The organism is Amycolatopsis keratiniphila subsp. keratiniphila (genome assembly GCF_001620365.2).
Classification (GTDB): domain Bacteria; phylum Actinomycetota; class Actinomycetes; order Mycobacteriales; family Pseudonocardiaceae; genus Amycolatopsis; species Amycolatopsis keratiniphila.
This window is the reverse complement of record NZ_LQMT02000012.1, coordinates 26,981-52,493: the sequence shown is the minus strand read 5'-3', so window position 1 is coordinate 52,493 and position 25,513 is coordinate 26,981. Positions and strand designations below refer to the sequence as shown.

The following is a 25,513-nucleotide window of genomic DNA, read 5'->3' as shown; positions in this document are numbered from 1 at the left end:
AAGGGACCGTTTAGTGAGCGTCGACGCACGAGGAACCGAACCGGTCGCCGTGATCGGGATCGGCTGCCGATTCCCGGGGGAAGCGGAAAGCCCGGACGCTTTTTGGGATTTGCTGCTGGCGGGGGCCGAGACCAGTTCCGACGTCCCCGCCGATCGGTGGCGGCCCTACGCGGAATTGGGTCATCGGCACGCCTCGGTACTGCGCGGCACCGTCGGACGGGGGAACTTCCTGTCCCGGATCGACGGGTTCGACGCCGATTTCTTCGGGATCACCCCGCGCGAGGCGGAGCTGATGGATCCGCAGCAGCGGATCCTGCTCGAAGTGGCCTGGCAGGCACTGGAGCACGCGGGGATCCCGCCGTATTCCCTCGCCGGCGGTGAGACCGGCGTGTTCGTCGGTTCGTGCACCGACGACTATCGGCGGCATCTGCTCGAAGACATCGTGCACATGGACGCGTGGAGCGGCATCGGAGCGGCCCGGTGCGCGGTGGCGAACCGGCTGTCGCACGTGCTGGACCTCCGGGGGCCGAGCCTCGTCGTCGACACGGCTTGCTCGGCGTCCTTGGTCGCGTTGCACCTGGCCTGCCGGAGTCTGCGTTCGGCCGAAAGCGACCTTGCGCTCGTGGCGGGGGTGAACCTCCTGGTCTCGCCGGGCGAAACGGTGACGCTCGACCTCGCGGGCGCGCTGGCGGCCGACGGCCGGTCGAAGGCGTTCGACGCGACCGCCGACGGGTACGGACGCGGAGAAGGCTGCGGTGTCCTGGTCCTCAAACGTCTCTCCGACGCCCGGCGCGACGGAGATCGGGTGCTGGCACTCGTCCGCGGCAGCGCGGTGAGCCAGGACGGCTACACCAGCGGGATCATGGCGCCCAATCCGGTCGCTCAGGAGCACGTCATGGTGCGGGCCTGCCGGGACGCCGGTGTCGACCCGCGGACGGTCGGATTCGTCGAGGCGCACGGAACGGGCACCCTGCTGGGCGATCCGCTGGAGGCCGAGGCGATCAGCGCGGTGTACGGCGTGGACCGCGCGGACGACGGCTGCTTCATCGGTTCGGTGAAGGCCAACATCGGCCATCTGGAAGGCGCCGCCGGCGTCGCGGGCGTGATCAAGGCCGTGCTCGCGCTCGGCAAGGCGGAGATCCCCGCCACGCCGATGGCGTCCGGTCCGAATCCGGCCGTCCCGTGGCACGACAACGGTCTGCGGCTCGTGACCGAACGCGTGCCGTGGCCGTCGGCGGACCGGCCGCGGCGAGCGGGTGTGTCCGGGTTCGGTTACGGCGGCACGGTCGCGCACGTCGTGCTGGAGGAAGCGCCGGGCAAACCGGCGGACCACCAGGACAACGGCCCGCGCGAACGGTTGTTCGCGCTGTCCGCCGCGTCGGAGGAGGCGCTCGGCCGCCGGGCGGGCGACCTCGCGGACTGGCTGTCGAAACAGGGCGACGAGGTCTCGCTCGACTCGCTCGCGCACACGCTGACACTGCGGCGGTCTCACCTCGGGCACCGCGCGACCGTCACCGCTTCGAACCGTAGTGAGCTGATCGGGCGGCTGCGCGATCTGGTCCAGGACGAACCGGTGGACGCCGTCGTCACCGGTAGCCCACTCGCCGACCGCGGGACCGGCCTGGTGTGGGTGTTCTCCGGGCACGGTTCGCAGTGGGCCGGTATGGGCCGCGAACTGCTGGCGACCTCTCCGGCCTTCGCCGCCGTGCTCGACGAGCTGGCGCCGGTGTTCGCCGACGAGCTCGGGTTCACCCCGCGGCAGGTTCTGGAGGACGGCACCCTCGACGACGTTTGCCGCATCCAGTCGATGATCTTCGCCATGCAGGTCGGCTTGGCCGCGGTGTGGCGTGATCGCGGGCTCGTCCCGGCCGCGGTGATCGGGCATTCGGTCGGCGAGATCGCCGCCGCCGTCTGCGCGGGCGCACTGGACCTCGAGGCAGGCGCCAAGCTGAGCTGCCGTCGTTCGAGCTTGCTGCGCCAGGAGGCGGGCAAGGGCGCGATGGCCATGGTCGGCCTCCCGTTCGCCGAGGTGGAGCGACGGCTCGCCGGTCGTCCCGGGATCGTCGCGGGTATCCAGTCCTCGCCGGTGTCCACTGTGGTCTCCGGTGAACCCGGCGCGGTCGAGGCCGCGATCCAGGAGTTCCAGGAGGCGGGGCTGGTCGTCCGGCGGGTCGCCTCGGACGTGGCGTTCCACAGCCCCAGAATGGACCCGCTCGCGACGGAACTGGCCGGTGCCGTCGCCGACCTGCGTCCGGCGCCGGCGGAGATTCCGCTTTACAGCACCGCTTTGGCCGATCCGCGCGCGCTCCCCACCTTCGACGGGACCTACTGGTCCGTCAACCTGCGCGAGCCGGTGCGGCTCGCCGGTGCCGTCGCCGCGGCGGCCGAGGACGGCCATCGGGCGTTCCTGGAGATCTCGCCGCATCCGGTGGTGACGCACTCGATCAGCGAAACCCTTTCCCACCACGGGATCGAAGAGGCCTTCGTCGGCGGGACCCTGCGCCGCGGCCAGTCCGAGGAACGCAGCCTCCTGACCGCGCTCGGCTCGCTGTACTGCCACGGCCTCGATGTCGACTGGTCCCGACTGTATCCGGAGGGCGAGCTGGTGGCGGCCCCCGCGAACCCGTGGCGGCACCGGTCGCTCTGGTGGCGGCCTCGGCTCGGTGGCGAGGGTTCCGCCCCCACGCACGACCCGGACGACCAGACCCTGCTCGGCGCGGAGACACCGGTCGCGGGCAGCGCCGTCCGGATCTGGCAGAGCGATCTCGACGACGGGAACCGGCCCTATCCGGGGAGCCACAGCATCAACGGCGTCGAGATCGTTCCCGCCGCGGTGTTCCTCACGACGTTCTTCGCGGCCGCCGCACCGGGGTCCCCACCGCCGACGCTGCGGAAGATCGTCATGCGCAGCCCGCTGATGACCGCCGAGCTCAGGAAGATCCAGGTCGTCCTGGACGGCGACACCCTCCGGATCGCCTCCCGCGCCGCGGGCTCCGGGTCCGGACAGGGATGGGACGTCCACACCTACGCGACCGTCGGCGGCCCGGGCGAGCTTTCCGGCCCGCCCACACCGGACGTTCCCCTCGAACCGGTGTCCCCCACCCTCGTCCACGACCGGCTCAGCGCCGTGGGAGTGCCGTCCACGGGTTTCGACTGGACGGTGCGGGAACTCCTGCGCGGCAGCGGCGCGCTACGCGGAACTGTCGCGTTAGGACAGTCCGCCACCTGGGCACCGTTGCTGGACGCGGTCATGACGCTCGCACCGGTCGCCTATCCCGGGGATCCCGTGCTGCGGATGGCCGTCGGGGTGGACGAGGTCACGGTCCAGGGCGATCCGCCCGGATCGGCGGTGATCGACATCGCCGTGCGCTCGGACGCTCCGGACGCGGTGGACGTCACGGTCACGACACCCGAGGGTCTGGTGATCGCCCGGTTGAGCGGCCTGCGGTACGCGACCATCGGTGCCGAGGACGCCGTCTCCGCCGATCCCCGCGCACTGGTGCACGAGATCGTCTGGCGACCGTACGAGCAGGTGGTGGCCCCGGACCGAGCCCTCGTGATCGTCGGCCCGCACGACGAACTGGCCGGGCGGCTGGTCGCGCAGGCCCGCGCGGCGGGACGCGATTGCCGGCTGCTCGACGACCTCGCGGAGGGGGGCGACCTCTCCGGCGTCGATGTCTGCCTGGTCCTGCCGACGGCCACTTCGGACGAGGCCGAGGACTTCCTCCGGTCGTTCGCCACGATCACCTCGGGCCGGGTCGGCAGACTGTGGTGCCTCACGACGGGCGCGGTGCGGACGGGAACGGGCGTCGAGCCGCCCCGACGTCCGGCCGCCGCGGCCGTCACCGGTTTCGGCCGCACCCTGGTGGGAACCCGGCCGGAAGCGTGGGGCGCGGTCATCGATCTGGACGATCCCGGCGCGGAGGGAACCGCGAAGACCGTGCTCGGCCTGATCGGGGCGGCGCCGGAGGAGGCCGTGATCGCGGTGCGGGATGGCCGCCCGTTCGTGGCCAGGGCGTCCCGGGTGGCGGCTCAGCCGGGCCGTCCGGGGACGCCGTGCCGTCCGGAAGGCACCTATCTCATCAGCGGTGGTCTCGGTGAACTCGGCTTCGCGGCCGCGGATCGTCTGGTGGATCTGGGCGCGAAACGCCTTCTTTTCCTTACGCCGGAGGAGTTCCCTCCGCGATCCCGGTGGGAGTCCACCCCGGACGCCGATGCTCTGCTGGCGTTGGAAGGGCGGGGTGTCACGGTGCGTGTCGTCACCGCCGGGCTGACCGATCCGGACAGCTCCGGGCTCCCTCCCGTCCGGGGCGTGCTCAGCATCACCGAACCCGGTGTTCCGGGCGGGAGGACGCGGATCGGCGGCACGCAGGCACTTCACGACCTCTTCCCGCCGGGCACCCTGGACTTCTTCACCGTCTTCTCCTCCGGCGACCAGCTGCTGAACCAGCCCGGATCGGAGCTGGACGGAGCGGCCTGCGCCCTGCTGGACGCGGTGGTGCTCCAGCGCGCGGAGGCCGGGGAACACGCGGTGTGTCTCGATGTCGTGTCCGGGCACGACTTCCCCGCGTCCGTGGTCGTCGCGGCCTGGGATGTGGCGGATCGTCGCGGGCCCGGGGTCTACCCGGTGTTCCGGGACGACCGGCCGGAACTCACGGCCGACGTCGGCGAACCTGACGATCCTCAGGAGACGCCCGCCACCCTTCCCGAGGAAATCCGGTCACTGATCGCGAAAGAGATGAAACTCGCCCCCGAGGATCTCGCGCCCACACGCTCCCTCGCGGATCAGGGCATGGACTCGATCCTGACCGTCATGGTCCGGCGGCGCCTGGAGAAGCGGTTCGGCTGCAAACTCCCGTCCACCCTGCTGTGGCAGACGCCGACGGTGTCCGCGATCGCGGACCACATCGCGGAACTGTCGGCGACGCCCGCGGTCCCGAGGGGAGAAACGTCATGCGCGTGAGGGACGTGCACCTGAGCGGGATCGGCTCGGTCGTCCCTCCGGTGTTCCCGGTGGAGCGCGCCGTCGCGGAAGGGTTGTACCCGGCGCTGGAAGCCGAGGCGCACGAATTCCTCGGGGTGGCCGTCGCGGGTGAACGCCCCGCGCCGGACATGGCGCTGGAGGCCGCCCAGTCGGCGGTCAAACGCGCCCTCGTCGAGCCGACCGAGCTCTCCCTGCTGCTCTACACCAACACCTGGCATCAGGGACCCGACGGCTGGCCGCCGCAGGCATACCTGCAACGCCACCTCGTCGGCGGTCGCGTGCCCGCGATGTCGGTCCGGCAAGGGTGCAACGGCATGTTCGACGCGCTGGAGCTCGCGACCTGCTACCTGCGCGCGGTGCCGGACCGGGAAAGCGCGCTTCTGGTGACGGCCGACAACTACGGCACACCGATGATCGACCGGTGGCGGGTCTCCTCGGGCATGATCGGCGGTGACGCCGCCGTGGCCGTGGTGCTGACGAAGAACCCCGGCTTCGCCCGGCTGCTGTCGGTCACCTCGATCTGCCTGCCCGAGGGCGAGGAACTGCATCGCAGCGGGGAACCGCTTTTCCCGCCGACCGTGACCACCCGCCGTCCCCAGGACTTCCCCGCGCGCTACGAGCACTACCGCACCAACCCTCCCGGCGGGGCCGGCGTTCTCAGCCGGATCCCGGCGGTCATGCTCGAACTCGTCGAGACCGCGGTGTCGGAAGCGGGCATCGGGATCAAGGACGTGGCCAAAGTCGCTTTCGAAACGCATTCCCGGGAAGTCGTCGAGCAGCGGGTGATGGCCCCGCTCGGTTTGGACATGACGAAATCGACCTGGGAGTTCGGACGGCGCATCGGCCATTGCGGTGCCGCCGACCAGTTCCTTGCCCTCGAACACCTTCTCACGACAGGCGGGCTGAATCCGGGCGACCACATGCTTCTCCTCGGCCAGGCACCGGGCCTGGTCCTGTCCGCCGCGGTGGTGCGGGTCCTGGAAATTCCCGAGTGGACAGTGTGACCGCGCAGAATCACCGGCAAAAGTGAATTGTGCGTGGAAAAGGTTTCCGCCCGGCTGAATACTGATCCAGCCAGACCCCGGCGACGGAAGGAGAACCGTGACGGACGCGGGATTCAGCAGGCGCAGATTTCTGACCACGACCGCTGCTTTGACCGGCACCGCGTTGCTCGCCGGCGCGGGCGGCAGCGCGTTCGCGACCGGTGGCCGTGAACGCGCGGGCGGCATCGACCTCGACGGGCTCGGCAAGGCGATGTCCGGACGGCTGCTGCGGCCAGGCGACGCGGGATACGAACTCGCCGCGCGGCCGTGGAACCAGGCGCTGTCCGCACGCAGACCGGCCGCGATCGCCCTGGCCGGAGACCGCGACGACGTCGCCGAGTGCGTACGGCGGGCGGGTGGCCGAGGGGTTCCGCTCGCGGCGCGCTCGGGCGGGCACAATTACGCCGGATTCTCGACGCCCGATTCCGGTGTCGTCGTCGACGTCACGGCACTCGACAAGATCTCCGTGCACGACGACGGCACCGCGGTGGTCGGGTCGGGCGCGCGCTTGATGGACGTGTACACCGCGCTGGCCGCCCGTGGCCGGGCGCTGCCGGGCGGGACCTGCGCGTCGGTCGGCATCGCCGGTCTCACCCTCGGCGGCGGGATCGGACCGCTCACCCGCGCCTACGGCCTGACCTGCGACAGGCTGAAGGCCGCGACGGTCGTGCTGGCCGACGGCTCGGTGCACAAAGTGAACTCCCGCCGGGACGCGGATTTGTTCTGGGCGTTGCGCGGCGGCGGCGGTGGCCACGCGGGCATCGTCACCGAGTTCACCTTCAGCACCGTTCCGGCGCCGTCCCCGGTGATCTTCACCCTGGAGTTCCCGGCCGAGCACACCGCGAAGGTCCTCACCTCATGGTCGGCCTGGCAAGCCGCCGCTCCCAAGGAACTCACGTCGACCTGTGCGGTCGAAGCCCGCAAGCGGCCGACCGCGTCGATCGAAGGCGCCTGGCTCGGCGGCGACGCCGCGTTGGACGCCCAGCTGGCCTCGCTGATCGCGGAAGTGGGTGTCGCGCCCACCGAACGCACCGCGAGCCGCAAGTCCTACCTCGACGCCATGCTGCACTACGCCGGCTGCGACGACGCCAAGACCTGCCGTCTCGACACCGAACCCGGCGGGACGGTGGAGCGCGAGAGCTTCCACGCCGCGTCCCGGATGCTGCCGCACAGGCTGAACGCCGCCGACGCGGACCGCGTCGTCGAGATCTTGAGCGGCTTCGGCGACATGGTGCTCCTGTTCGACGGGGTCGGTGGCGAGGTCGACAGCATCGGCGCCCGCGACACCGCGTACCCGCATCGCGGCGCCACCGCGTCGATGCAGATCTACGGCTGGAGCGAGACCGACCAGGGCGAAGTCGTCACCCAGGCGCAACAGGCGCTGACCCGGGTCATCGGGACCGGTTCGTACGTCAACTACATCAACCCGATGCAGCCCGACTGGGCGGCTTCGTACTGGGGCGCCAACAGAACACGGTTGCGCCGCATCGTCTCGGCCTACGACCCGGGCAAGGTGTTCGACTTCCCTCAATCAGTGCTTCGCGGCTGACCCCAAGAAATCGGAGCGACAGAACCATGGGTACCTTCTCTCGCCGCGCGGCGCTCACCGCCGCGGCCGGAACCACCGCCGCGCTGGCGCTCGGCGGCCCGGCCGCCGCGACGGAAACCGGAACGCTCCTGCCCACCGGACGGCAATACCGCGTCACCTCCGGGAAGCAGACCCTGGTGGTGGCCGAGGTGGGCGCCGAACTGCGGTCGTGGACCGTGGACGGTCACGCCGTCCTGGCCGGTCACCCGGACACCGGCATGGGCGACAGCCATATGGGCAAGATCCTGCTGCCCTGGTCCGACCGGATCGCCGGCGGCAAGTACAGATTCGACGGGACCGACTACGAAACCCCGATCACCGAACACTGGAGCGGCTGCGCCATCCACGGGCTCGCGGCCTTCCTGCCGTGGACCCCGGTCAAGCAGGGCGGTAACCGCCTGCGGCTCGGTGCCGTGCTGTACCCGCAATACGGCTACCCGTTCCTGCTCGAGTTCCAGACCGAGTACGTGCTCGAAAAGGCCGGGCTCCGGGTCACGCTCACCGCCACCAACGCAGGTGACAGACCGGCCCCGTTCGGCAGCGGATACCACCCGTACTTCAAGACCGCACCGCGGATCGAAGACGCCAAACTGACCGTGGCCGCGTCGACGTACCTGATCAACGACGACAACGGCATCCCGGTCGGCCGCGCGGCCGTCACCGGCACCGTGAACGACTTCCGCACCCCCGCCCTCATCGGCCCGGCGAAGCTCGACCTCGCCTACACCGACCTCATCCGCACCTCGGCCGAAAGCACGCTGGCCGAACTCGAAACACCCGACGGGCACAAGATCCAGCTCTGGGCCGACGCCAAGCACAAGTACCTGCTGGTGTATTCCGACGACTACGCCGAAGGCAGGCCCGCCCGTCAGGCCATCGCCATCGAACCCGTCACCGGCCCCGGGAACTCCTTCAACAGCGGCGAGAACCTGATCGTCCTCAATCCCGGTGAGACCTTCCGAAGCAGCTGGGGAGTGCGGACGAACTCGCTCTGACCTCGACACGCGTGTCGTCGTCATCGGCGGCGCTCCGGCGCTCCGATGCGCCCAATGTGGCATTGGGGACCCTCACCGTCCCCAATGCCACATTGGGCGCACACAACTCGCCAACACGGCGCCACCAGCAAGACGCGAAGGGGCCTTTCCCCGCATCAGATGCGAGGAAAGGCCCCTTCAGCCTAGCGGCTCGCCCGGCGCGCTACTGTTTCCAGTCGCTGCAAGCGATGTTGCAAATGCGGAACTGCACGGTCCGCTTCTGCCGGTAGACGTGCCCGACCCGCGGGTCGAACATGTCGGGCTTTCCGTCAAGGCTGACCCAGAACGAGGGCCTCCCGGTGTAGGACGCGACGATGTAGCGGCCGTCGAAGGTGCCGTCGCCCTTGCCGGAATCCTGCCAGCTCCAGCAGATCTTCGCGGTGTTGTCGCGGTATCGGTGGTCTCCGCACTGATAGTTGTCCGCCTCGGTCGCGGCGTTCGCCACGCCGGTGCCGCCGAATACGAGCGCGGCGGCCACGCCCAAGGCAACCCGGGCAGTCCTGTTGATCACCGTTTTCCATCCTCCGTTCAATGGTTTCCCCGACCGCACCAGCAAACTGGATTCGATTCGTCGCCACCAGGAAAAACCGGCGGCAGATTCGCCGGACGAAAAGTGCGGGTCCGGCCTTTCCCCTGCTCCGCCACGATTCCCTTCAACTCCGTCAGAAGCCGCAGTTCGAATTCGGTCAGCGGCCGCGGGTCCGTCCGAGCGCGGAAACGACGAGCCCACCGGGGCCCGCGCATCAGTTCCAGCTGCCACAGGCTTCGTTGAAGCAGGCGCGGTGCTTCACACTCTTGCGCGCGACTTGGTGTCCTTCCCAGACGTTGTCGACGAGCTTGCCGTCGATCTGGGTCTGGATCCGGGTGACGTTGTGCAGCCGTTCCGCTTTCCAGCGGTACTCGTCGCTGCCGAGATAGTCGTGCGACCAGACACTCACCACCCTGACGACCTCTCCCTGGCCGGGGACCGTGAGGGTGAAGTCGTAGGTTTGGGCGGTGCCAGACGCCGGCCTGGTGAGCGTGACGGCTTCGGCGGTGGCAGTACCGCCGAACACCGACGCGAGAACCATGGCGGCGACGGCCAGTACGGACGCGGGCTTACCCTTCGAGACAGCGGACATGGTCTTCTCCTCATCTCCTGAACTTGACACCCACACTTGGCCACGGCACACGATGGCGTTACATCGACTTCGGGAGACGGCGAACGACCCGCAAGAGATCCGGCGTGATTCTGCGGGTCGTTCCGCATGGCGACGACGAGGTCACCTGTGTTGTCCTGCAGCAATGCATCAATGCGGGCGACGAAGCCACGCCGGGCGGGGCCGGGACACGGGAGCCTTCGGGACGGATCCGGTGGCCTTCGAAGCCTTTTACCGGGCGCATTTGGACATGGTTCACGGATTCGTGGCGCGACGAGTGCCCGATCCCTGGCTCGCCGCGGATCTGACCGCGGACGTGTTCGTGGCCGTCATCGAATCGGCGCACACCTTCCGGGAAGACCGCGGCACCCCGACCGGCTGGTTGTTCGGGATCGCCCGCAACGTGGTCAACTCCGAACGCAGAAGGACGGCGCGCGCGTCGACGGCGGACCGGGAGAACACCGGCCGGCGGCTGCTCGATTCCGCCGAGATCTGCCGGCTGGAGGACAGGATCGGCGCCGAAGCCGAAGCCAGGCGGGTGTACCGGGCGATGGACCGGCTGCCGGAATCGGAGCGCTCGGTGCTCGAACTGGCCGCGCTGGACGGGCTTTCGCTGTCGGACGTCGCCGGCGTGCTGGGCATTTCGGCGGTGACGGCGAGGGTGCGGCTGCATCGGGCGCGGCGCCGGATACGGGATCTGCTGGACCGGACCGGACATGCCGAAAAGACGGGCGGCGTTCTCGGTTCCCCGCTCCCGAACACACCCTAGCCTCGCAGCTTCCTGCCGTCCGAAACACGCGAATGCACCTTCCTGCACGACACGCGCGATGCCGGACCGGAACCAGCAGAAGTTACCGAAATTCCTGTCTTTCAGGTAATTCTTCCTCGCTCCAACGGGGCAATGAGATGTTCAATGACCGAATCATAGTGACCCTGAGTGATCAGATGTGAATTCTCTTCGCATTACTGAAAGCGCTTACTCGAATTCCAGGTTTCTCACAGGTGTGACGGAAAGAGTTGGTCGACATGCTGAACCTCGCACCGGCCGATGCCACGGCACCGGCCATCGCGGCCGCCGCGCTACGCGAACGATTGTCCCCGCTCGCCGGCCTCTTCGGGCCGATCTCGCCGCCGGTGCGCTTGCCGGTTCCGGAAGGGATCCCCGGGCTGCCGATCGCCAGTTCGACCACCGGCGACCTGGGCTGGGTATTGCCGGAGGTCGCCGCGTTCGCGCAGCGGGCCGGCCGGACGACGACCGGCCTCGACGGCGCCGGCGGTGGTTTCGACGCCACTCTCGCCGAGTGGGTGGCCGCGGCCGAGGCACTGGAGCGGTACTGCTCGGCGGTGTACAGCCGGGATCAGTTGATCACCGCGACCGCCGGGGAACTGGGGGCCGAAGCCCTCGATCTGGACGATCTGCCCCGGCTTTCGGACCGGGAACTGGCCGACGACCGGCATCCGGTCAGGCCGGCGCGCAAGGATCGGTCCCGCGCGTGGGTGCGCGGAGTGCGGCTGGCCGACGCCCGGCTCACCTGGATCCCCGCCGAGCTGGTCTGGCTCTATTTCGACGAACCCGGCGATCAGCGGCTCTCCGCGCCCAACAGCACCGGCTGCGCCATCCACACCGACCCGTGGCAGGCGCTGCTCAACGGGCTGCTCGAGGTGATCGAACGCGACGCCATCGCCATCGTCTGGCGTCAGCGGCTTCCCCTGCCCGAAATCGAGGTCGACGAAGCCCCGCCGGGGCTGAAGCGGCTGCTGGCGCGGTTCGACGCCGCCCCCGGCGTCTCGATGCGGCTGTTCGACGCGACCCTCGACCTCGGCGTTCCGACGGTCTACGCGGTCTACCAGGAACATCACTCGGCACGGCTTCGCCATGTGCTGGGCTGCGGGATCAACCCCGACCCCGGCAAGGCCGCGGCCAACGCGGTCCGGGAAGCCATCAGCTGCCGCCTCGCGCTCGACCACCATGGCGCGGCGCCCGCCGAGGCAGGCACGATCCGCAGCACCTTCGACGGCGCGCTGTACATGGGTCTGCCCGAACACGCCGAGGCCTTCGACTTCCTCGTCGGCCCGGGCCGGGCGGGCGGCACCGTCCCGCTGTCCGAGATCCGCTCCTCGATCCCGGACGGCCCGCCGAAGCGGTACCTGACCGACCTGCTCACCCGGATGCGGGATTCCGGGCTGGACGTCTTCGCCGTCGATATCGGTTGCGACGAATCACAGGAAGCGGGATTCACCGCCGTCAAGGCCATCGTTCCCGGTCTGCAGCCGCTCTCCTTCACTCATCGCGCCCAGTTCCTCGCCAGCCCCCGCCTCTACGCCGCGCCCGCGGCGTGCGGGTATCCGGTCCGGCGGCTCGAAGACCTCAATCCCTGGCCCCAGCCCTTCGCCTGAGCGCCCGTCATCCCCTCCCGAAAGGAGAAACCCCTATGCCAGGCTCACGTGAAGTGCTCGTTCTGCACGACGACGGCTTCGGTACCGCGGTGGCCGAACGACTCGGCGCCCTGCCGTCGGTGACGACCCGGGCCACCCCCGGCCTTCCTTCTCCCGGCGAAGTTCCCGCCCGAGGCGTCCTGGTGCTCGCGCTCAATCAGCCCGCACCCCGGTTCGAACGGGAAGCGGACCGGCTCGCCTTGGCCCGCGACGCGTTCCTGATCCCGGTGATCGCGAGCCACCAGGCGATCCGGCTCGGGCCGGTACTCGGCCCCGGCGCGCACGCGACCATGGACTGCCACTACCGCCGCACCCTGCAGCACCACACCTCCACCGGTTCGCCCGAGCTGCACGCGGCCTACGACGAGGTCGAGCATCGCCCCTCGGCCGGGTTCCTGCCGTCGCTCGCCGCTTCGGCGGCGTCGTGGACCGCCGCCGTGATCCATCGGCTCGCCGAAGGGGATCCGAGCGACCTGCAACAGGTGACCTACTTCAGCGGCACCTCGGCCCGGATCGGCCGTCACCGGCTCACCGGCGTGCACGGCAACGCCCGATCCGAGGCCACGGTCCCCGTCGAAGACCGGTCGTGGCAGGCCTTGCTCCCACTGGCCCGCGAACTCGCACAGGACATCCCCGCACCGGACGCCGTCGCCGAAGGAGCAGCCAGGTGAGCCCAGCCACGACCACCGCGGACCGGATCGCCGCCACGCGCATGGGACTGGCGGTCGCGAACGACCCCCAGTTCACTCTTCCCACGAAGGCACGGAAACTCCCCGGCCTGGTCGAGGTCCCGCTGCCGTCGGGATACCTCGTCGAAGGCGCCGCCGCCCGGCAGGTCTTCTCCGGCAAGGCCAGTGTCACCCTCCTGCCCCGGGTTCTCGGGCTGCTGGACGGGAACCGGACCTACGCCGAGATCGCCGCCACCCTGGGCATCAAGAAAGCCGACGTGGTGACCATCGTTTCCCTGCTCTACACCCGCGGACTCGTCGAGGAGGGCCTCGACCCGGCCGTTCCCGACGAACCCGTGCCACTGTGGCTGGCCCGCCACATCGACTCGTCCCGGGTGCACCGGAGCGGCCACCAGGCCTGGCAGGAGCTGCGATCGGCACGGGTCGCGGTGGTGGCACCCCCGGACCTCGCCACGGAACTCACCGAACTGCTCATCGCGAACTCGGTCACGACCGTGGCCGTTCACGTACGGCCGGACGACCGCCTCGTCTCCGGTTCCATCCCCGACGACCTCACGCTCGTCATCGGCCTGACCGGCGACGTGCAGACCCCCACCTGGCTGAGCGACCTCGACCGGCTGGTCGACAGACGCGGCGGAACGTGGCTCCGGGCCGCCCTGACCGGCGGTGTGCTGGAGCTGGGCCCGCGGTTCGACGCCAGGATCGGGCTCACCCTCGCCCGGTGGGAACTCGGCGCGCGTTCCGCGCCTGGGTCCGCCGATACCTCCGACGCCGTCCGCTCGGCCGCACTGGGGGTGCTCGCCACGGAGATCACCAACGTGGTCTCGAGGCTGGGCGACGGCGGGACCCTCAACACGGTGCTGCGCATCGACCTGACCACCGGTGAAACGACCGAACTGGCGGCCGCGCCGGGGCCGATCGCGACGCTGCCCCAGCCCGGCGGCCGGACCCATTCGCTCGCCGTCACCTTCGACGAGATGGTCCGCTTCCCGCCGAAGGACCAGGCCTCGCCCAAGGGCCACCTCATGCACTACGTACCCGCGAACACCGCCAAACAGTACGACCACAAGGTCTACCCGCCGGCGGCCCGGCTCCCGCTGCCCAAGGTCAACGTCATCGATTTCGCCGCCTTGGCCACGGCGGCGGCACCGGTGGAGGTCGACCGGATCGCACTGGCCGTCCGCACGGCCTTCGGCCTGCAGCCCGGTGGCGCCGACCGTGGTGACCGGCATGTGCACCGCTACCACGCGACCGGCGGCAACCTGGGCTCGCCTCAGGCGTACCTGGCCATCCGCGACGTCGGCGGACTGCCGCCCGGCTGGTGGCACTACGACCCGTTCACGCACGAACTCGTCGCGGTGGCACCGTTCGACGAGGAAAGCACGAACTGGCTCGACAGCACCGCCCCCGGGGCGCCCGCCGTCGTCGTCAGCGCGGGCGCGTTGAGCCGGGTCGCCTCGAAGTACGGTCCGTTCGCCGCCCGCGTCATCCACATGGACGCCGGGGTCTCCCTGCACCAGCTCGGGGAAACCTGCCGCATCGTAGGCCTGTCCGCCCGGCGGGTCGGCAAGGTCCGTTTCGAGGACGCGGCCCGGCTGCTCGGGCTCGACCCGGCGAACGACCCGGTGACCGAGATCGTCCGGATCGACCCGGCGAACGACGCCCCTGCCGCACCGGCGGGCCCGGGATCCGCGTTCACGACGGACGCCACTGTGGACAGTGGACCCGAATTCCTGGTCTCCAGGCCCATCGGGTCGCGAAACGACGTGATGACGGAGTTCGTCCGGGAGCTGCAGGAGCAGCAGACCCCGACCGCGCTCGGCAGGCTGGGCGGCGCGTCCTGGTCGCCGGCGGCCTATGCCATGGCCTTGGCCAACCGGCATGGCGGCCGCGTCTACGGGCCCGGCGAGATCGACGGCGAGGAACTCGCGGAGCTGCTGCGCCGGGCGGACCGGGCGGGCAGCCTCGGCTGGAGCGAACCCGGTACCGGAAGGCTCGGCTACCTCGTCCTCGCGCAGCGGGTGACCGGGCTGGCACCGGGTTTCCACCGCTTCGATCCGGTGAGCGGCTTCAGCGAGGTCGCCGCGCTGCCCGTGGATCATCCGGTCGAGAAGATGGTGCTGCAGGCGGAATTCGCGGGCGCGGCGGCGATCGGGGTCGTCGTCGGGCGCACTCCGCACGCCGTGCACGAACTCGGTGCACACGGCTACCGGATCCTGCTGGCGAGGGGATCCGCCGCGGTCAACGAGGTCTGGCTCGGCGCACTCGCCGCCGGCCGGGAAGCCTGCGGGTTCGCCGGGCTGATCCCGCACGCACTCACCGAGCACGGCCGCCTCGATCTTCGCGAGGAGGTGCCTTTGTTCACGTTCGCCATCGGCACCGCACCGAATTCCGCATTCCACTGAATCGGCATTTAAATGCATTTTCCCCATCAGCCGACGCAGGAAGCTGCATGGTTTACCGGCGAACAATCGTTGATTGCGACCGAGGCCACACTTACAATAATTTCAGCGCCCGAGCGGAATTTCCACTCTTCGTGGCGGGAATCACCGGACTTCCGGCCCGATGGCGCAGCCTTCACTGAAATCCAAGAACAGACAAGGAGTGCCATCGTGGAAGAAACCACTGGCAGCGCCCTCGACCTGTGGGCCGAGGAAAGCGCGGACAACGTCGCGGCCGACTGCTGCAAGGGAACCGCTTCCAGCCTCAGCTCACCTGTCCTCTGCGCGGGAACCGCCAGCAGCGAGTGCCCGTAGCGATTCTCGCCGAAACCGTTCATTTCCCAGGAGAGAACAATGCATCTCGACCCTGACGACCAAGAAGCACAGCTGGATCTGTGGGCCGACGAGCCCGCCGTCGGCATGGCCGCGTCGGCTTGTTGCGCCAGCTCCGGTAGCAGCATCAGCACCGTCAGCACACCGGCAAGCACCAGCGGCACGGCCGGCAGCGCCGGCAGCACTTGCTGAGAATTCCGCCGCCTCGATTTCACCACGACCACTGAAAGCCTCCGGCTTTCGGTCAACCCATGGAGGAAAAATGGAGATCACCACGACCGAGCACGATCTGCCACTCGATTTGTGGGCAGAAGAAAGCGGAGCGAACATCGCCGCGGAGGGTTGCACCATCGGGTGCGCGGGTTCCGCCGGCAGCGCGGGCACGTTCGGCTGCCCCGTGGGCACCTTCAGCAGCGGCGGCAGCAGCAGCACCGCCGGCACCGGTTGCTGAACAAAACCCCGAATCCCATCCCGAACCCGAAGCCGTCCCCGGGCTTCGTCACGCAAAGGAAAGAATCATGGAAACGAATCTGAACCTCGACGCCACCCTGGACCTCTGGGTCGAGGAGAACGTGGCCACGGTGGCCGCGGATTGCTGCGCCGGCTCCGCCAGCACGGGCGGGTCCTTCGGCTCCGCGGGCACGGTCGGCAGCACGGTTTCGACCGGCGGGTCCATGGCCTCCGCCGGATCGGCTTCGAGCCGCTGCTGACCGGGCTCAGCCGCCGACCTCGGTGAAACGGGTGGGTGGCCCGCGCGGCCCACATCCCCACCGGCCACCCACCCTTTCCCGTTCCCGTCCATCCCGAACCTCGGAGGGTCCACCATGTCCACCACCGTCGAACCGCCCGGCTCCGGCGCGCGGACCGCCGACACGGCGTCCGTGGTCGCCGGCGCGCGGTGGCCCGCCGAAGACGACGTCCTCCGGCTCAACCCCGGAGTCGAACTGCTCACCGGCGCGGACGGCCGCTCGATGCTGTTCGACGAAACGAGCGGCAAGTACACCTTCGTCAGCGACGGCACCTGCCGGCTGGTCCCCCAGCTCACCGCGGGCGTCCGCTACGGCAAACTGCTGGACGGGCTGGCCCGCCGCAGCGGCGCCCCGCTCGACAAGGTCGACAAGGCGCTACGTCCTCTGGTCCACGACCTCGCCAGGCTCGAACTGCTCGACGGAGTGGTGGCGGCCACCGACGGGATCACCAACCGGGTGGCCCGTTCGCAGATCAAGATGCCGCACGCGCGGCTGCCTGTCTCCACCGAACGCGCCGATCGCGTGTTCGCCGCCATCGCCCGGCCCTTCCGCGGCCGTGCGGGCGGGATGGCGCTCGGCGCGATCGGGTTGCTCGGGGCGGCCGGCCTGCTGACCGCGGTGCTGACGCTGATCTTCCACCCGGTCGTCCCCGACCTTTCGGCGCTCTGGCTGGTGTACCTGGTCATGATCCCGCAGACCCTGCTGCACGAGACGAGCCACGGCGTGCTGTGCCGCTACTACGGCGTGCCCGCCCGCGAAGTCGGTGTCGCACTGTGGCTTTACGTCATGCCGATCGGTTACGTCGACCGGTCCGACGCCGTACGCCTGCAACGGCGCTGGCCGCGGATCGCGATCCTGCTCGCCGGCCCGGTCTTCGACGGAATCGTGCTCGGCACGACCGCCACCCTGCTGCTCACCGGAACCGGCGACCCCGGGTCGCTGGGCACCCTGCTGGCGTTCCAGACCGTGATGATGGTGATGAACTTCAACCCCATGCTGCCGACGGACGGGCAACAGGTACTGGAGAACGCGGTCGGCAAGCTGAACCTGCGCAGCCGCGCGATGACCTACGTGCTGCACCGGGTGTTGCGCAGGCCGCTGCCCAGCGCCCTGCGCCGGGTCACTCGTGGCGAACGGACGTTGTTCTGGGGATACGGCATCGCCTGCCTCGTCTACCTGGTGCTGATCTTCGGTCTCGTCGGCACGACCCTCTACAACCTCGCCGTCGCACTCTTCTGACCCCCTCACTTCGCGGGCCCGCGTCGAGTCGCCCCTCCGACGCGGGCCCGCGAGCCCATACCGGAGACGACATGCCCCAGACCAAACCATCGCCGCCGCGAACGCGGAAGACCACACCCACGGTCAAGGCGATCATCATCGTGGTCATCGCGGTCCTCCTCGGCGGAGGTCTGTACCTCCAGCTGCGGAACACCAGCCCCGAAGCCGACGGCTACGGCCCGCCGCGGACAGCGGCCCGGATCAGCTCCCCCGGTGTCATCTCGCTGGGCGCGGCCGGCGCACCGAACAAAGTGGACGTTTACGAAGACCCACTGTGCCCGTACTGCGCCGGTTTCGAGCACCGCTTCGGTCAGCTGCTCGCCAAGGCGATCGACGAAGGCAAGGCGAAGGTCGACTACCACGTGCTGACCTTCCTCGACGACAAGTCGAAATCCGGTGACTACTCCACCCGGGCCGCCTCGGCCATGCTGTGCGCCACCCAAGCCGACGGCGCCTCCTTCGGGCGGCTGCACGGACACCTGATGTCGCCGGACAATCAGCCCAAGGAACACGGCGACGGCGACCACACCGACGACGAGCTGATCAGGTTCGCGGCGGAGGCGGGCGCCACGAACGGCGTCGCGGAGTGCCTGCGCGGAGGCGTGTTCGCGGCCCCGTTGCGGGAGACCACGGCCGCCGTCCGCCCCACCCTCGCGGGCACACCCTCGGTGCGGATCAACGGCACGCTCATCGCGCCGGGCGACCTCAACGACGGCGACTGGGCGGAGCCGTTGCGATGACAGCCGGGAACATCCCTCTGCCCGACCGGCTCGCGCCGCTCGTGGACGACTCGCTCGGCCTCGTCGCCGAGCCCGTGTTGCTGCCCTTTCCGCCCGGCTCGGGAGTGATGCCGATCGCGTCCGCCCACCTGGGTGACGGAAAGGCCGCCGTGCCCGCGATCCGCCGCTATGCCCAGTGGTCCCGCTCGGCGCCCGACGCGATGGACGGCAGCGGCGGCGGTTTCGACGTCGAGCTCGCCAAGGCGGTCGCGGTGGCCGAGACGCTGGAACGCTACTGCTCGACCGTCCAGGACCCGGCGGACATGCGCTGGGCGACCGCGCTCGAACTCGGTGACGAAGCACTGGACCTGGACACCCTGCCCCGGCTGTCGGAGACCGAACTGGCGCTCCCCGGACAGCACACCCGGCTCGCCGCGAAGGACGTTCCCCGTAACTGGGTACGCGGTGTCCGGCTGCGTGACGGGAAACCCTCGTGGATACCGGCTCAGCTGATCTACCTGTTCTACGTCGCGGACACCGAGGAGAACATCGCCAACCCGATCTCCACCGGCTGCGCCGTGCACTCCGACCCGGCACTGTCGATCGTCAAAGGGATCGTCGAGGTGATCGAGCGGGACGCCACCGCGCTCACCTGGCACCAGCGCCTGCCGCTGCCGGAGATCGACGTCGACATCGGCGACCCGGAGCTGCACGAGCTCGTCGCGGCCTACGAGCGGCATCCGTACGTCGACGTCCGGCTGTTCGACGCGACCACGGACGTGGGCGTGCCGTCGATCTTCGCGGTCCGGATCGACCGGCGCAGCACGGCCGTGCGGCACGTGGCGATCTGCGCCTCCAACCTGGACCCGGTGCAGGCGGCCGTGAACGCGTTCCGGGAGGTCCTCTCCTGTCACATCGCCTTCCTGCCCCGGATCGGCAGCACCCCCGAACGCGCCGAAGACTGCTATCGCACGATGGACGGCGCGCTGTTCACCGCGCACGCCGACCGTTCGGAAGCCTTCGAGTTCCTGCTCTCCGGTACGCGCAAGCGGCCGCTGTCGGCGCTGCCTGCCCCGCCCGCCGGGACCTCGGCGGAGTCGTTGCGCTGGCTGTCGGGCCGGCTGACGGCGGTGGGCACGGACGCGTACGTGGTGGACCTGACCACCGACGAGGCGGCCGCGGTCGGGATGACGGCGGTCAAGGCGATCGTGCCGGGGCTGCAGCCGATGTCGTTCGTCCGCAAGGCCCAGTTCCTCGCGCATCCCCGGCTCTACACCGCCCCGGCGGCGATGGGTTACCCGGTCCGCGACGAAGCCGACCTGAACCCCTGGCCGCAACCCGTCGCTTGAGACGGGCTCGAAGAGAGGAAACACCGTGAGCGTCCTCGTGCTGCATGACGACGATTTCGGCGCGGCGGTGGCCGCCAGGCTGCGTTCGGTGCGGCCGGGCACGGTCGCGCACCGGCTCGGCGGATGGCCCGACCTCGAGTCGCTGGACGAGCTGATCACCGGGTACGAACAGATTCTCTTCGCCTGGAGCCGTCCGGTCCGGCGGCTCGAGTCCGCTGTGGACAGTGCGGTACTCCGGCACGGCAAGACGCTGCTGCCCGTCGTCGCCGAGGGCTTGACGGCGCGGGTCGGTCCACTGCTCGGCCCGCGTGCCGGGGCGACCGTCGACTGCTACTACCGCAGGCGTGCCCAGCGGATGGGTGCGCATACCGACCTCGGCCTGGTGCACGACCATTTCGACGACCATCCCGCGGGCGAACCGGCCGGCTATCTCGGCGCGACGGTCGCCGTGGTGTGCGGGCTGGCCGGACGGTTGCTCGACGGGGACCCGGCCGAGCCCAGAGTGGTGCTGGTCCAGCCGCATCTCGGCGAAGCGACGAGCTCGGTCCTGCTCGGGGTGCACGGCAACGCGCGGGCACGGTTCCCCGTTCCTTCCGAGCAGCGGACTTTCGCGCGCCTGCGCGGGATCATCCTGGACGCGATGGAGGCGACGGCATGACCACCACCGTCCAGCGGACCACCGCCGCCGAAGCGCTGCGCGATGCGGAAGCCGCGCCGGGCACCGGGTTTCCCTGCTTGCTGCCCGGTATCTCCCTCATCCCGACACGCACCGGCATGGTGGCCTTCGGCGCCGCCCAGCCGCAGGTGTTCGGCGGCAAGGCGGCGCACACCGTCCTGCCCACCGTGTTACGGGCGATGGACGGGACGCGCGGCACGTCCGCGATAGCCGAACTGCTCGGCCTGCCGGTGAAGACCGTGGACGCGGTGCACGCGCTCGCTCGCTCTCGCGACCTTCTCTGTTCCGGGCCGGTCCCCGGCGACCACTCCGGACGCTGGCTGGCCCGGTCCGGCACGGCGACCGCGAAGGTCCGAGACGCGGATTCCGGTGACCGCCGGGGAGCCCGGGTGAAACTCACCGGCGATCCAGTCCTCACCGCCGAGCTCGGCGAACTGCTCGCCCTCGACGGGGTGCGGGCCGAAGTCGTGGACCGGGCCGGATGCACGGATTCCGATCTCGTCCTCGTCGTGCTGAACGGCGAGGAGCCCACGGCCGAACTCGCCGCGCTCGATCGTGAGCTCACCGCCGCGGGCGTCCCGTGGCTCCGGGTGCTCGTCCACGAGGGCGGCGCGGAGGTCGGTCCGCGGTTCGCCCCGCGCGACGAACTGCGCTACGCCGGCTGGTGGCCGGTCAACCCGCCCCCGGCCGCCGCTGCCCCCGCCTCGCCGGGACGGGACGCCGCCCTCGGTTTCGCCGCGCTCGAGATCGTCAATCTGCTGAGCGGCGCCGGACGTCCGGTCTCCATGTCGGCGGTCGCCGAATTCGACGTGGCCGACGGCTCCTGCCGCCGTCGCCCACGCGCGCCCCGGCCGGGCGACGGCGAATCCCTCTGCCTCGCGCTGGATCACGTCGCCCGTCAGTCCATTCCGGACGGTCGGCTGCCGCGGTTCCTTCTCGCCCCCGAACCCGATCCGGCGGCGATCGAACCGGTGGACGGCCAGGAGCTGACGCGGCTGCTGGGCGCGGCCTTCCCCGGTGGCACCGACCGATCGCTCAACGCCTATGTGCTGGGTGAGAAGGACCGGGCGCACCTTTACCTCCCGGAGAAGGCGGGGCTCATCGACCTCGCCGGGGTCGCGGACGTGACCCGGTGGCGCCGGGAGCACGCCGACGACGCATTCGCCGTGATCGCGGTATCGGTGACGGTGCCCGCCCATTCGAACGGGACGACGGTCCGCGATGGCCTCCTGCACACCGGCGCCGCCGTACAGCGGCTGCTCGCGGCCGCCGCCGGCCTGGGCCTGCGCACGCGGGACGGGCTCAGCGGATCCCTCGGTGACCTCGGTGACGCGCTCGGCCTGCTCCCGCACGCCGAGACCCTGCTCGAAATCGTGGTACTGGACCGGGAACCGGGAGACGAACGATGAGCACGCACCCGTACGCACCGGAAAGCCAGGCCGCGCTCTCGGATCTGCTGCGCGCCGAACTCGCCGCCGCCCCGCTGCCGCGCGCTACCGGCCCGCGGCCGCGCGGCCGCGGTATGCGGGAAGTCCGGCCTGCCGACGGCGGGCTGACCGCGGACGCGATGGGGTGGATCCTCGGCGCCGCCACGCCGGACTCGGACGTGCTCCGGTTCACCGTCGCCGCCCGCGACGTCGACGGGCTCGACACCGGTTGGTACGAATTCCGCGAAGGCGCCTTCCACCCTGTGAAGATCGCCGACGAGTTGCCGGCCCCACCCGCGACGGTGTTGGTCTCCGGTGGCCTGGAAGCGATCCGTGAGGGCGGCGTCCATCTGTGGCGTCGCGCGCTGCTCGCGACCGGGGCGGCCGGTGAGGTGGCCGGAATCCACGCCGGCACCGTCGGCTACGCCTTCCGGACGATCGCCGCCGACCGGATCGTGAGCGACGCGGATTTCCGTATCCAGGCCTGGGCTTTCGCCCCGGCGGACGGAACATCGTGAACCCCGTCCTCCACACCACCCCCCACGGTGCCGGCCTGTGGCTGTACGGCGCGGGCGCGTTCGGCGAGCGGGTGCTCGGCGGGCTCGACGATCGCCGCACCGGGAGGTTGCGGTTGCTGGCAGGCGTGACCCAGACCGCGCGCCTCGGCCTTTTCGAGACGGTCGCGGCACGAGCCGGAGCCCTCCGCCTGCCGTGGCTGCCTCTCGTGCTGGACGGAACGACGTTGTACTGCGGGCCGGTGACGGGAGCGGGCACCGGCCCCTGCCCGGACTGCACCGGCAAACGGCGCCGTCAGCATTCCCGGCGTGCCCGGCTTTCCGCTTTGCCCGCCCCGGCCGAAGAACACGCGTTCCTGCCCGAACACGGCAAGCTCGCGATCGCCTTGCTCCACGCTGTCACGCGGGCCTTCACCGACGACGGCGAGACGACCGACATCCACGAGATCGACCTGGTGCACGGCACCTACGGCAAGCACCGGGTGATTCCCGTCCACGGCTGTCCCGGCTGCGACCCGCCGGGGCCGGCGGACCGGTCATGGGAGCGGCTGGCCGCGGGCCTTGGCATACGTACGGAGGTAGCCGGATGACCACGCACCAGCACTCCGCCGTCACGATGGCACCGGACACTTCCGCCGCCTTCTCCCCGTGGACGCTCGCCCGGGTCGGCGGCCTGCCGACGCGGACGTGCGCGCTGGTCGGCGCCCGGACCGAGAAACTGTTGCGGCGTGCGGAAAAGCTGGCCGAGGAGCAGGCATCGATCGGCGCGTCGCTGGCGGAGGTCTGTTACACGCTGGTGCCGGCGCTCGACGACACTCCGGCGTTGCGCCGGGTGGCGCTGGCCGTGAAACGGGCCGCGTTCCGGAGCGCCACGCTGCCCGCGGACGCCGACGACCTCTCCGACCACCTGCCACCGGACGCCCGCAAGCTGCTCGCGGCCTACCACCGGACGACCGAGGAAACCGCGGAGTCGCTGCGGGAGCTGGCTTCATCCGTCGCCCTCGACAGTGCACGGGCGCGCGCGACGCTGGTCGCGCAACTGGACCACGAGCCGTTCGTCCGCTCGCTCGCCCTGGCCGCGCCGGAATGGACGCGACACGGCCTGAGCAAGGCGTGGGAAGGCGAACTGGACAACCGCAACCTTCGCACGCTGTACTCCTACGTCACCCGGACCGCCGTCAAGACCAGCCCCTACTCCCGGCTGACGACCGTGTCGATGCCAGGCGTCGCCGGCACGGGATCCCGCAGCTACTCCGGGGCGGCGCTGGCCCAGCTGGCCTTGCGGGCCGCCGCCCGGGACCGGGAGCTCGCGCCACTGCTGCGGTACCGCGTGGCCGCGCACACGAGCACCCGTCCCGGTGGCTTCGTCCTGCTCACCGAGGCCGAAGGCCAAGGACCGATGTCATGGTCGTCGCCGTCCACCGGCCACGACGCCGCCGCGCCCGCCTGGCTGTTCCAGGCGGACAACGAGCGGGACCACACCTTCGCCGAACTCCGCGAGCTGATGGGCGGACGTGACTCCTGGGCGAGGTACCTGCGCATGCTCGACAGCGGCTGGGTCCACCCGGTCGTCTGCCCGCCGGGCACCGGTGATCCGCTCCAAGGGCTGACCGAAACGCTGTCGGCCGCCGAAGGCCACCCGATGCCCGTCCGCCTGCACCGCCTGCACCGGTCCATCACCAGGCTGGCCGATGCCGCGCTGCCCGAGCGAACGGCGACGATCACCGCCGCGAAGGAGGCGCAGGCGGAATGGCGGGCGGCGAGCGGCATCCGGATGTGGACACCCGACCTCGTCTACGAAGACGCCGCGACCGGATTCGGCGTGCCGGAGCCGGTCGACGCCGAACCGGGCGGGGAATTGAGCGCTTACGCCTCGGAACTGCGGCCGCACCTGTTCCGCAGCCACCTCTACGACTTCCTGCTCGAAGCGTTCGTCTCCCGGTTCGGCCGCGGTGGCCGTTGCACCGACGTGTTCGGCTTCCTCGCCGCGCTCACCGTCGAAGACCGCGCTTCCCTGCCGCTGTCCCAAGCCTTTTCACGCGACAGGAGCCGGGCGGACGCCACCCGCCGGGCAGACCTCCCGGTCGGCCGGACCAGTGCTCCGCCGTCGGTCGCCGTGCTCTTCCAGGAGGCGGACACCGAAGCGGGCCGGGTGCCGGTGGTGAACCAGCTCTGCGACGGCGTCGGCGGGATGGTCAGCAGGTTCACCGGCGTACTCGGCGACCCGCTTTCCGATGCCCTGGTTGAGTGGTTTTCCGCTCTGTGGCCGGGAATCGCCCGCTACGAACTGGTCAACAGCCGCGCGTGCACGACGGCCCAGTACACCGCCGCGGGCCGTCTGCCCGCGTTGATCGTCCCCGGCGAAGGGATGCCCGCCAGGCCCGGGGATCTCCCGCTGGAACGCACCACGCTGATCCACGACGCGGACCGCGGCGTGCTGGAACTGCTCGGCCCCGACGGCGGACCGTTCGGCCTCGCCTACCTCGGCCTGATCCCGCCGCATCTGAGCAGTGGGCTCCCCCGGCTGCTGACCGTCCTCGCCAACCCCTGGGTGGCACCGCACGAGTTCGGGGACCGGCAGCAGGCCGGTCTGCGGCCCGGAGAGCCGGAGCTCGTCGCGCGGCCGCGGAAAACCGTGGGCCGCACGGTCGTCGAACGAGCGAACTGGCTATGCCACGCGGACCGGCTTCCGTTGCCGGTCAAGGGAGAACCCGAGAGCGAGACGGTGCTGCGAGCCCATCGCTGGCGGCGCGAACACGGTATCCCGGCGGAAGTGTTCTGCCGCCGGATCGACGACTTCACCGCGAAACCGCTGTGGGCCGATCTCCGCAGCGCGGTCTCGCTCGCGGTCCTGCGGCAGGAACTGACCGGTTCCGTACCGGTCAGGATCACCGAGGCACTACCGGGACTCGGACAGCACCGGCTGTGCGGGCCGTCCGGCGAAAGCCTTGCGTGCGAATACGTCGTAGGCCTGCGTTGGCCGCGGCCGGAGGCCCGCCGAGCGGGCTGATCGGCTGCAGGTTCTTTGCAGGCTCCGTGAGCAAAATGACTTCTCGCGATGTGACATCCGTCGCAGCGGAAGCCGCCATCCGCGCTTCCCGAGCCATCGAACC

21 protein-coding genes are annotated in these 25,513 nt (G+C 70.3%); 18 read left to right on the top strand and 3 right to left on the bottom strand.

Translation table 11 applies throughout. The annotated features are described in order from the left end of the window. Window positions 1-13: 13 nt before the first annotated feature. The 4 genes from AVR91_RS11880 (at window position 14) to AVR91_RS11865 (ending at window position 8,610) form a co-directional block, all read left to right on the top strand. A complete protein-coding gene (locus AVR91_RS11880) occupies window positions 14-4,963 on the top strand; it encodes a type I polyketide synthase (protein WP_228709190.1) in 4,950 nt (1,649 codons plus the stop codon). Further along, window positions 4,954-5,988 (top strand): ketoacyl-ACP synthase III family protein, encoded by a 1,035-nt coding sequence (locus AVR91_RS11875; protein ID WP_063276084.1) that lies wholly within the window; start codon window positions 4,954-4,956, stop codon window positions 5,986-5,988. Before AVR91_RS11880 ends, AVR91_RS11875 begins: the two co-directional genes overlap by 10 nt. 97 nt (window positions 5,989-6,085) lie before the next feature. After that, entirely contained in the window at window positions 6,086-7,576 is a 1,491-nt protein-coding gene (locus AVR91_RS11870; protein ID WP_063823192.1) for an FAD-binding oxidoreductase, read from the top strand. Between the two features lie 26 nt (window positions 7,577-7,602). Then, window positions 7,603-8,610 (top strand): aldose 1-epimerase family protein, encoded by a 1,008-nt coding sequence (locus AVR91_RS11865; RefSeq protein WP_063276086.1) that lies wholly within the window; start codon window positions 7,603-7,605, stop codon window positions 8,608-8,610. Between the two features lie 202 nt (window positions 8,611-8,812). On the opposite strand, the gene AVR91_RS11860 is transcribed toward AVR91_RS11865, so the two are convergent. Next, entirely contained in the window at window positions 8,813-9,160 is a 348-nt protein-coding gene (locus AVR91_RS11860; RefSeq protein WP_143253979.1) for a hypothetical protein, read from the bottom strand. Between the two features lie 232 nt (window positions 9,161-9,392). Further along, window positions 9,393-9,770: a hypothetical protein gene (locus AVR91_RS11855; protein WP_063276088.1), complete on the bottom strand. Its 378-nt coding sequence runs from the start codon at window positions 9,768-9,770 to the stop codon at window positions 9,393-9,395. A 163-nt stretch (window positions 9,771-9,933) separates the two neighbouring features. On the opposite strand from AVR91_RS11855, the gene AVR91_RS11850 reads away from it, so the two are divergent. The 4 genes from AVR91_RS11850 (at window position 9,934) to AVR91_RS11835 (ending at window position 15,318) form a co-directional block, all read left to right on the top strand. Then, the gene (locus AVR91_RS11850; protein WP_083737514.1) at window positions 9,934-10,557 is read left to right on the top strand and encodes an RNA polymerase sigma factor; all 624 of its coding nucleotides are present in this window, start codon (window positions 9,934-9,936) and stop codon (window positions 10,555-10,557) included. Between the two features lie 257 nt (window positions 10,558-10,814). Beyond that, on the top strand, window positions 10,815-12,185 hold the full coding sequence (locus AVR91_RS11845; RefSeq protein WP_063823194.1) for a YcaO-like family protein: 1,371 nt from the start codon (window positions 10,815-10,817) through the stop codon (window positions 12,183-12,185). A 35-nt stretch (window positions 12,186-12,220) separates the two neighbouring features. Further along, entirely contained in the window at window positions 12,221-12,895 is a 675-nt protein-coding gene (locus AVR91_RS11840; protein WP_143253978.1) for a hypothetical protein, read from the top strand. Continuing rightward, window positions 12,892-15,318, top strand: a complete 2,427-nt coding sequence (locus tag AVR91_RS11835; RefSeq protein ID WP_063276091.1) for a nitroreductase family protein — start codon at window positions 12,892-12,894, stop codon at window positions 15,316-15,318. Before AVR91_RS11840 ends, AVR91_RS11835 begins: the two co-directional genes overlap by 4 nt. 26 nt (window positions 15,319-15,344) lie before the next feature. On the opposite strand, the gene AVR91_RS43155 is transcribed toward AVR91_RS11835, so the two are convergent. Next, complete coding sequence (locus AVR91_RS43155) at window positions 15,345-15,872, bottom strand: hypothetical protein (RefSeq protein WP_158077399.1); 528 nt, start codon at window positions 15,870-15,872, stop codon at window positions 15,345-15,347. A 77-nt stretch (window positions 15,873-15,949) separates the two neighbouring features. Between AVR91_RS43155 and AVR91_RS43150 the strand changes: the two genes are divergently transcribed. The 10 genes from AVR91_RS43150 to AVR91_RS11785 all read left to right on the top strand — a co-directional run bounded on the left by AVR91_RS43150 (window position 15,950) and on the right by AVR91_RS11785 (window position 25,410). Then, complete coding sequence (locus AVR91_RS43150) at window positions 15,950-16,138, top strand: thiocillin family RiPP (RefSeq protein WP_063276092.1); 189 nt, start codon at window positions 15,950-15,952, stop codon at window positions 16,136-16,138. Between the two features lie 67 nt (window positions 16,139-16,205). Next, window positions 16,206-16,397 (top strand): hypothetical protein, encoded by a 192-nt coding sequence (locus AVR91_RS11825; protein WP_063276093.1) that lies wholly within the window; start codon window positions 16,206-16,208, stop codon window positions 16,395-16,397. A 114-nt stretch (window positions 16,398-16,511) separates the two neighbouring features. After that, a complete protein-coding gene (locus AVR91_RS11820; RefSeq protein ID WP_063276094.1) occupies window positions 16,512-17,675 on the top strand; it encodes a zinc metalloprotease in 1,164 nt (387 codons plus the stop codon). Window positions 17,676-17,746: 71 nt separating this feature from the next. After that, the gene (locus AVR91_RS11815; protein WP_063276095.1) at window positions 17,747-18,454 is read left to right on the top strand and encodes a DsbA family protein; all 708 of its coding nucleotides are present in this window, start codon (window positions 17,747-17,749) and stop codon (window positions 18,452-18,454) included. Further along, on the top strand, window positions 18,451-19,782 hold the full coding sequence (locus AVR91_RS11810) for a YcaO-like family protein (protein ID WP_063276096.1): 1,332 nt from the start codon (window positions 18,451-18,453) through the stop codon (window positions 19,780-19,782). Before AVR91_RS11815 ends, AVR91_RS11810 begins: the two co-directional genes overlap by 4 nt. Window positions 19,783-19,807: 25 nt before the next feature. After that, window positions 19,808-20,440: a hypothetical protein gene (locus AVR91_RS11805; protein ID WP_063276097.1), complete on the top strand. Its 633-nt coding sequence runs from the start codon at window positions 19,808-19,810 to the stop codon at window positions 20,438-20,440. After that, on the top strand, window positions 20,437-21,867 hold the full coding sequence (locus tag AVR91_RS11800; protein WP_063276098.1) for a hypothetical protein: 1,431 nt from the start codon (window positions 20,437-20,439) through the stop codon (window positions 21,865-21,867). The genes AVR91_RS11805 and AVR91_RS11800 overlap by 4 nt, the downstream gene beginning before the upstream one ends. Then, window positions 21,864-22,403 (top strand): hypothetical protein, encoded by a 540-nt coding sequence (locus tag AVR91_RS11795; protein ID WP_063276099.1) that lies wholly within the window; start codon window positions 21,864-21,866, stop codon window positions 22,401-22,403. The genes AVR91_RS11800 and AVR91_RS11795 overlap by 4 nt, the downstream gene beginning before the upstream one ends. Beyond that, complete coding sequence (locus AVR91_RS11790) at window positions 22,400-22,990, top strand: TOMM precursor leader peptide-binding protein (RefSeq protein ID WP_063276100.1); 591 nt, start codon at window positions 22,400-22,402, stop codon at window positions 22,988-22,990. The genes AVR91_RS11795 and AVR91_RS11790 overlap by 4 nt, the downstream gene beginning before the upstream one ends. Continuing rightward, a complete protein-coding gene (locus AVR91_RS11785) occupies window positions 22,987-25,410 on the top strand; it encodes a hypothetical protein (RefSeq protein WP_063276101.1) in 2,424 nt (807 codons plus the stop codon). The genes AVR91_RS11790 and AVR91_RS11785 overlap by 4 nt, the downstream gene beginning before the upstream one ends. The last annotated feature ends 103 nt before the right edge of the window (window positions 25,411-25,513 follow it).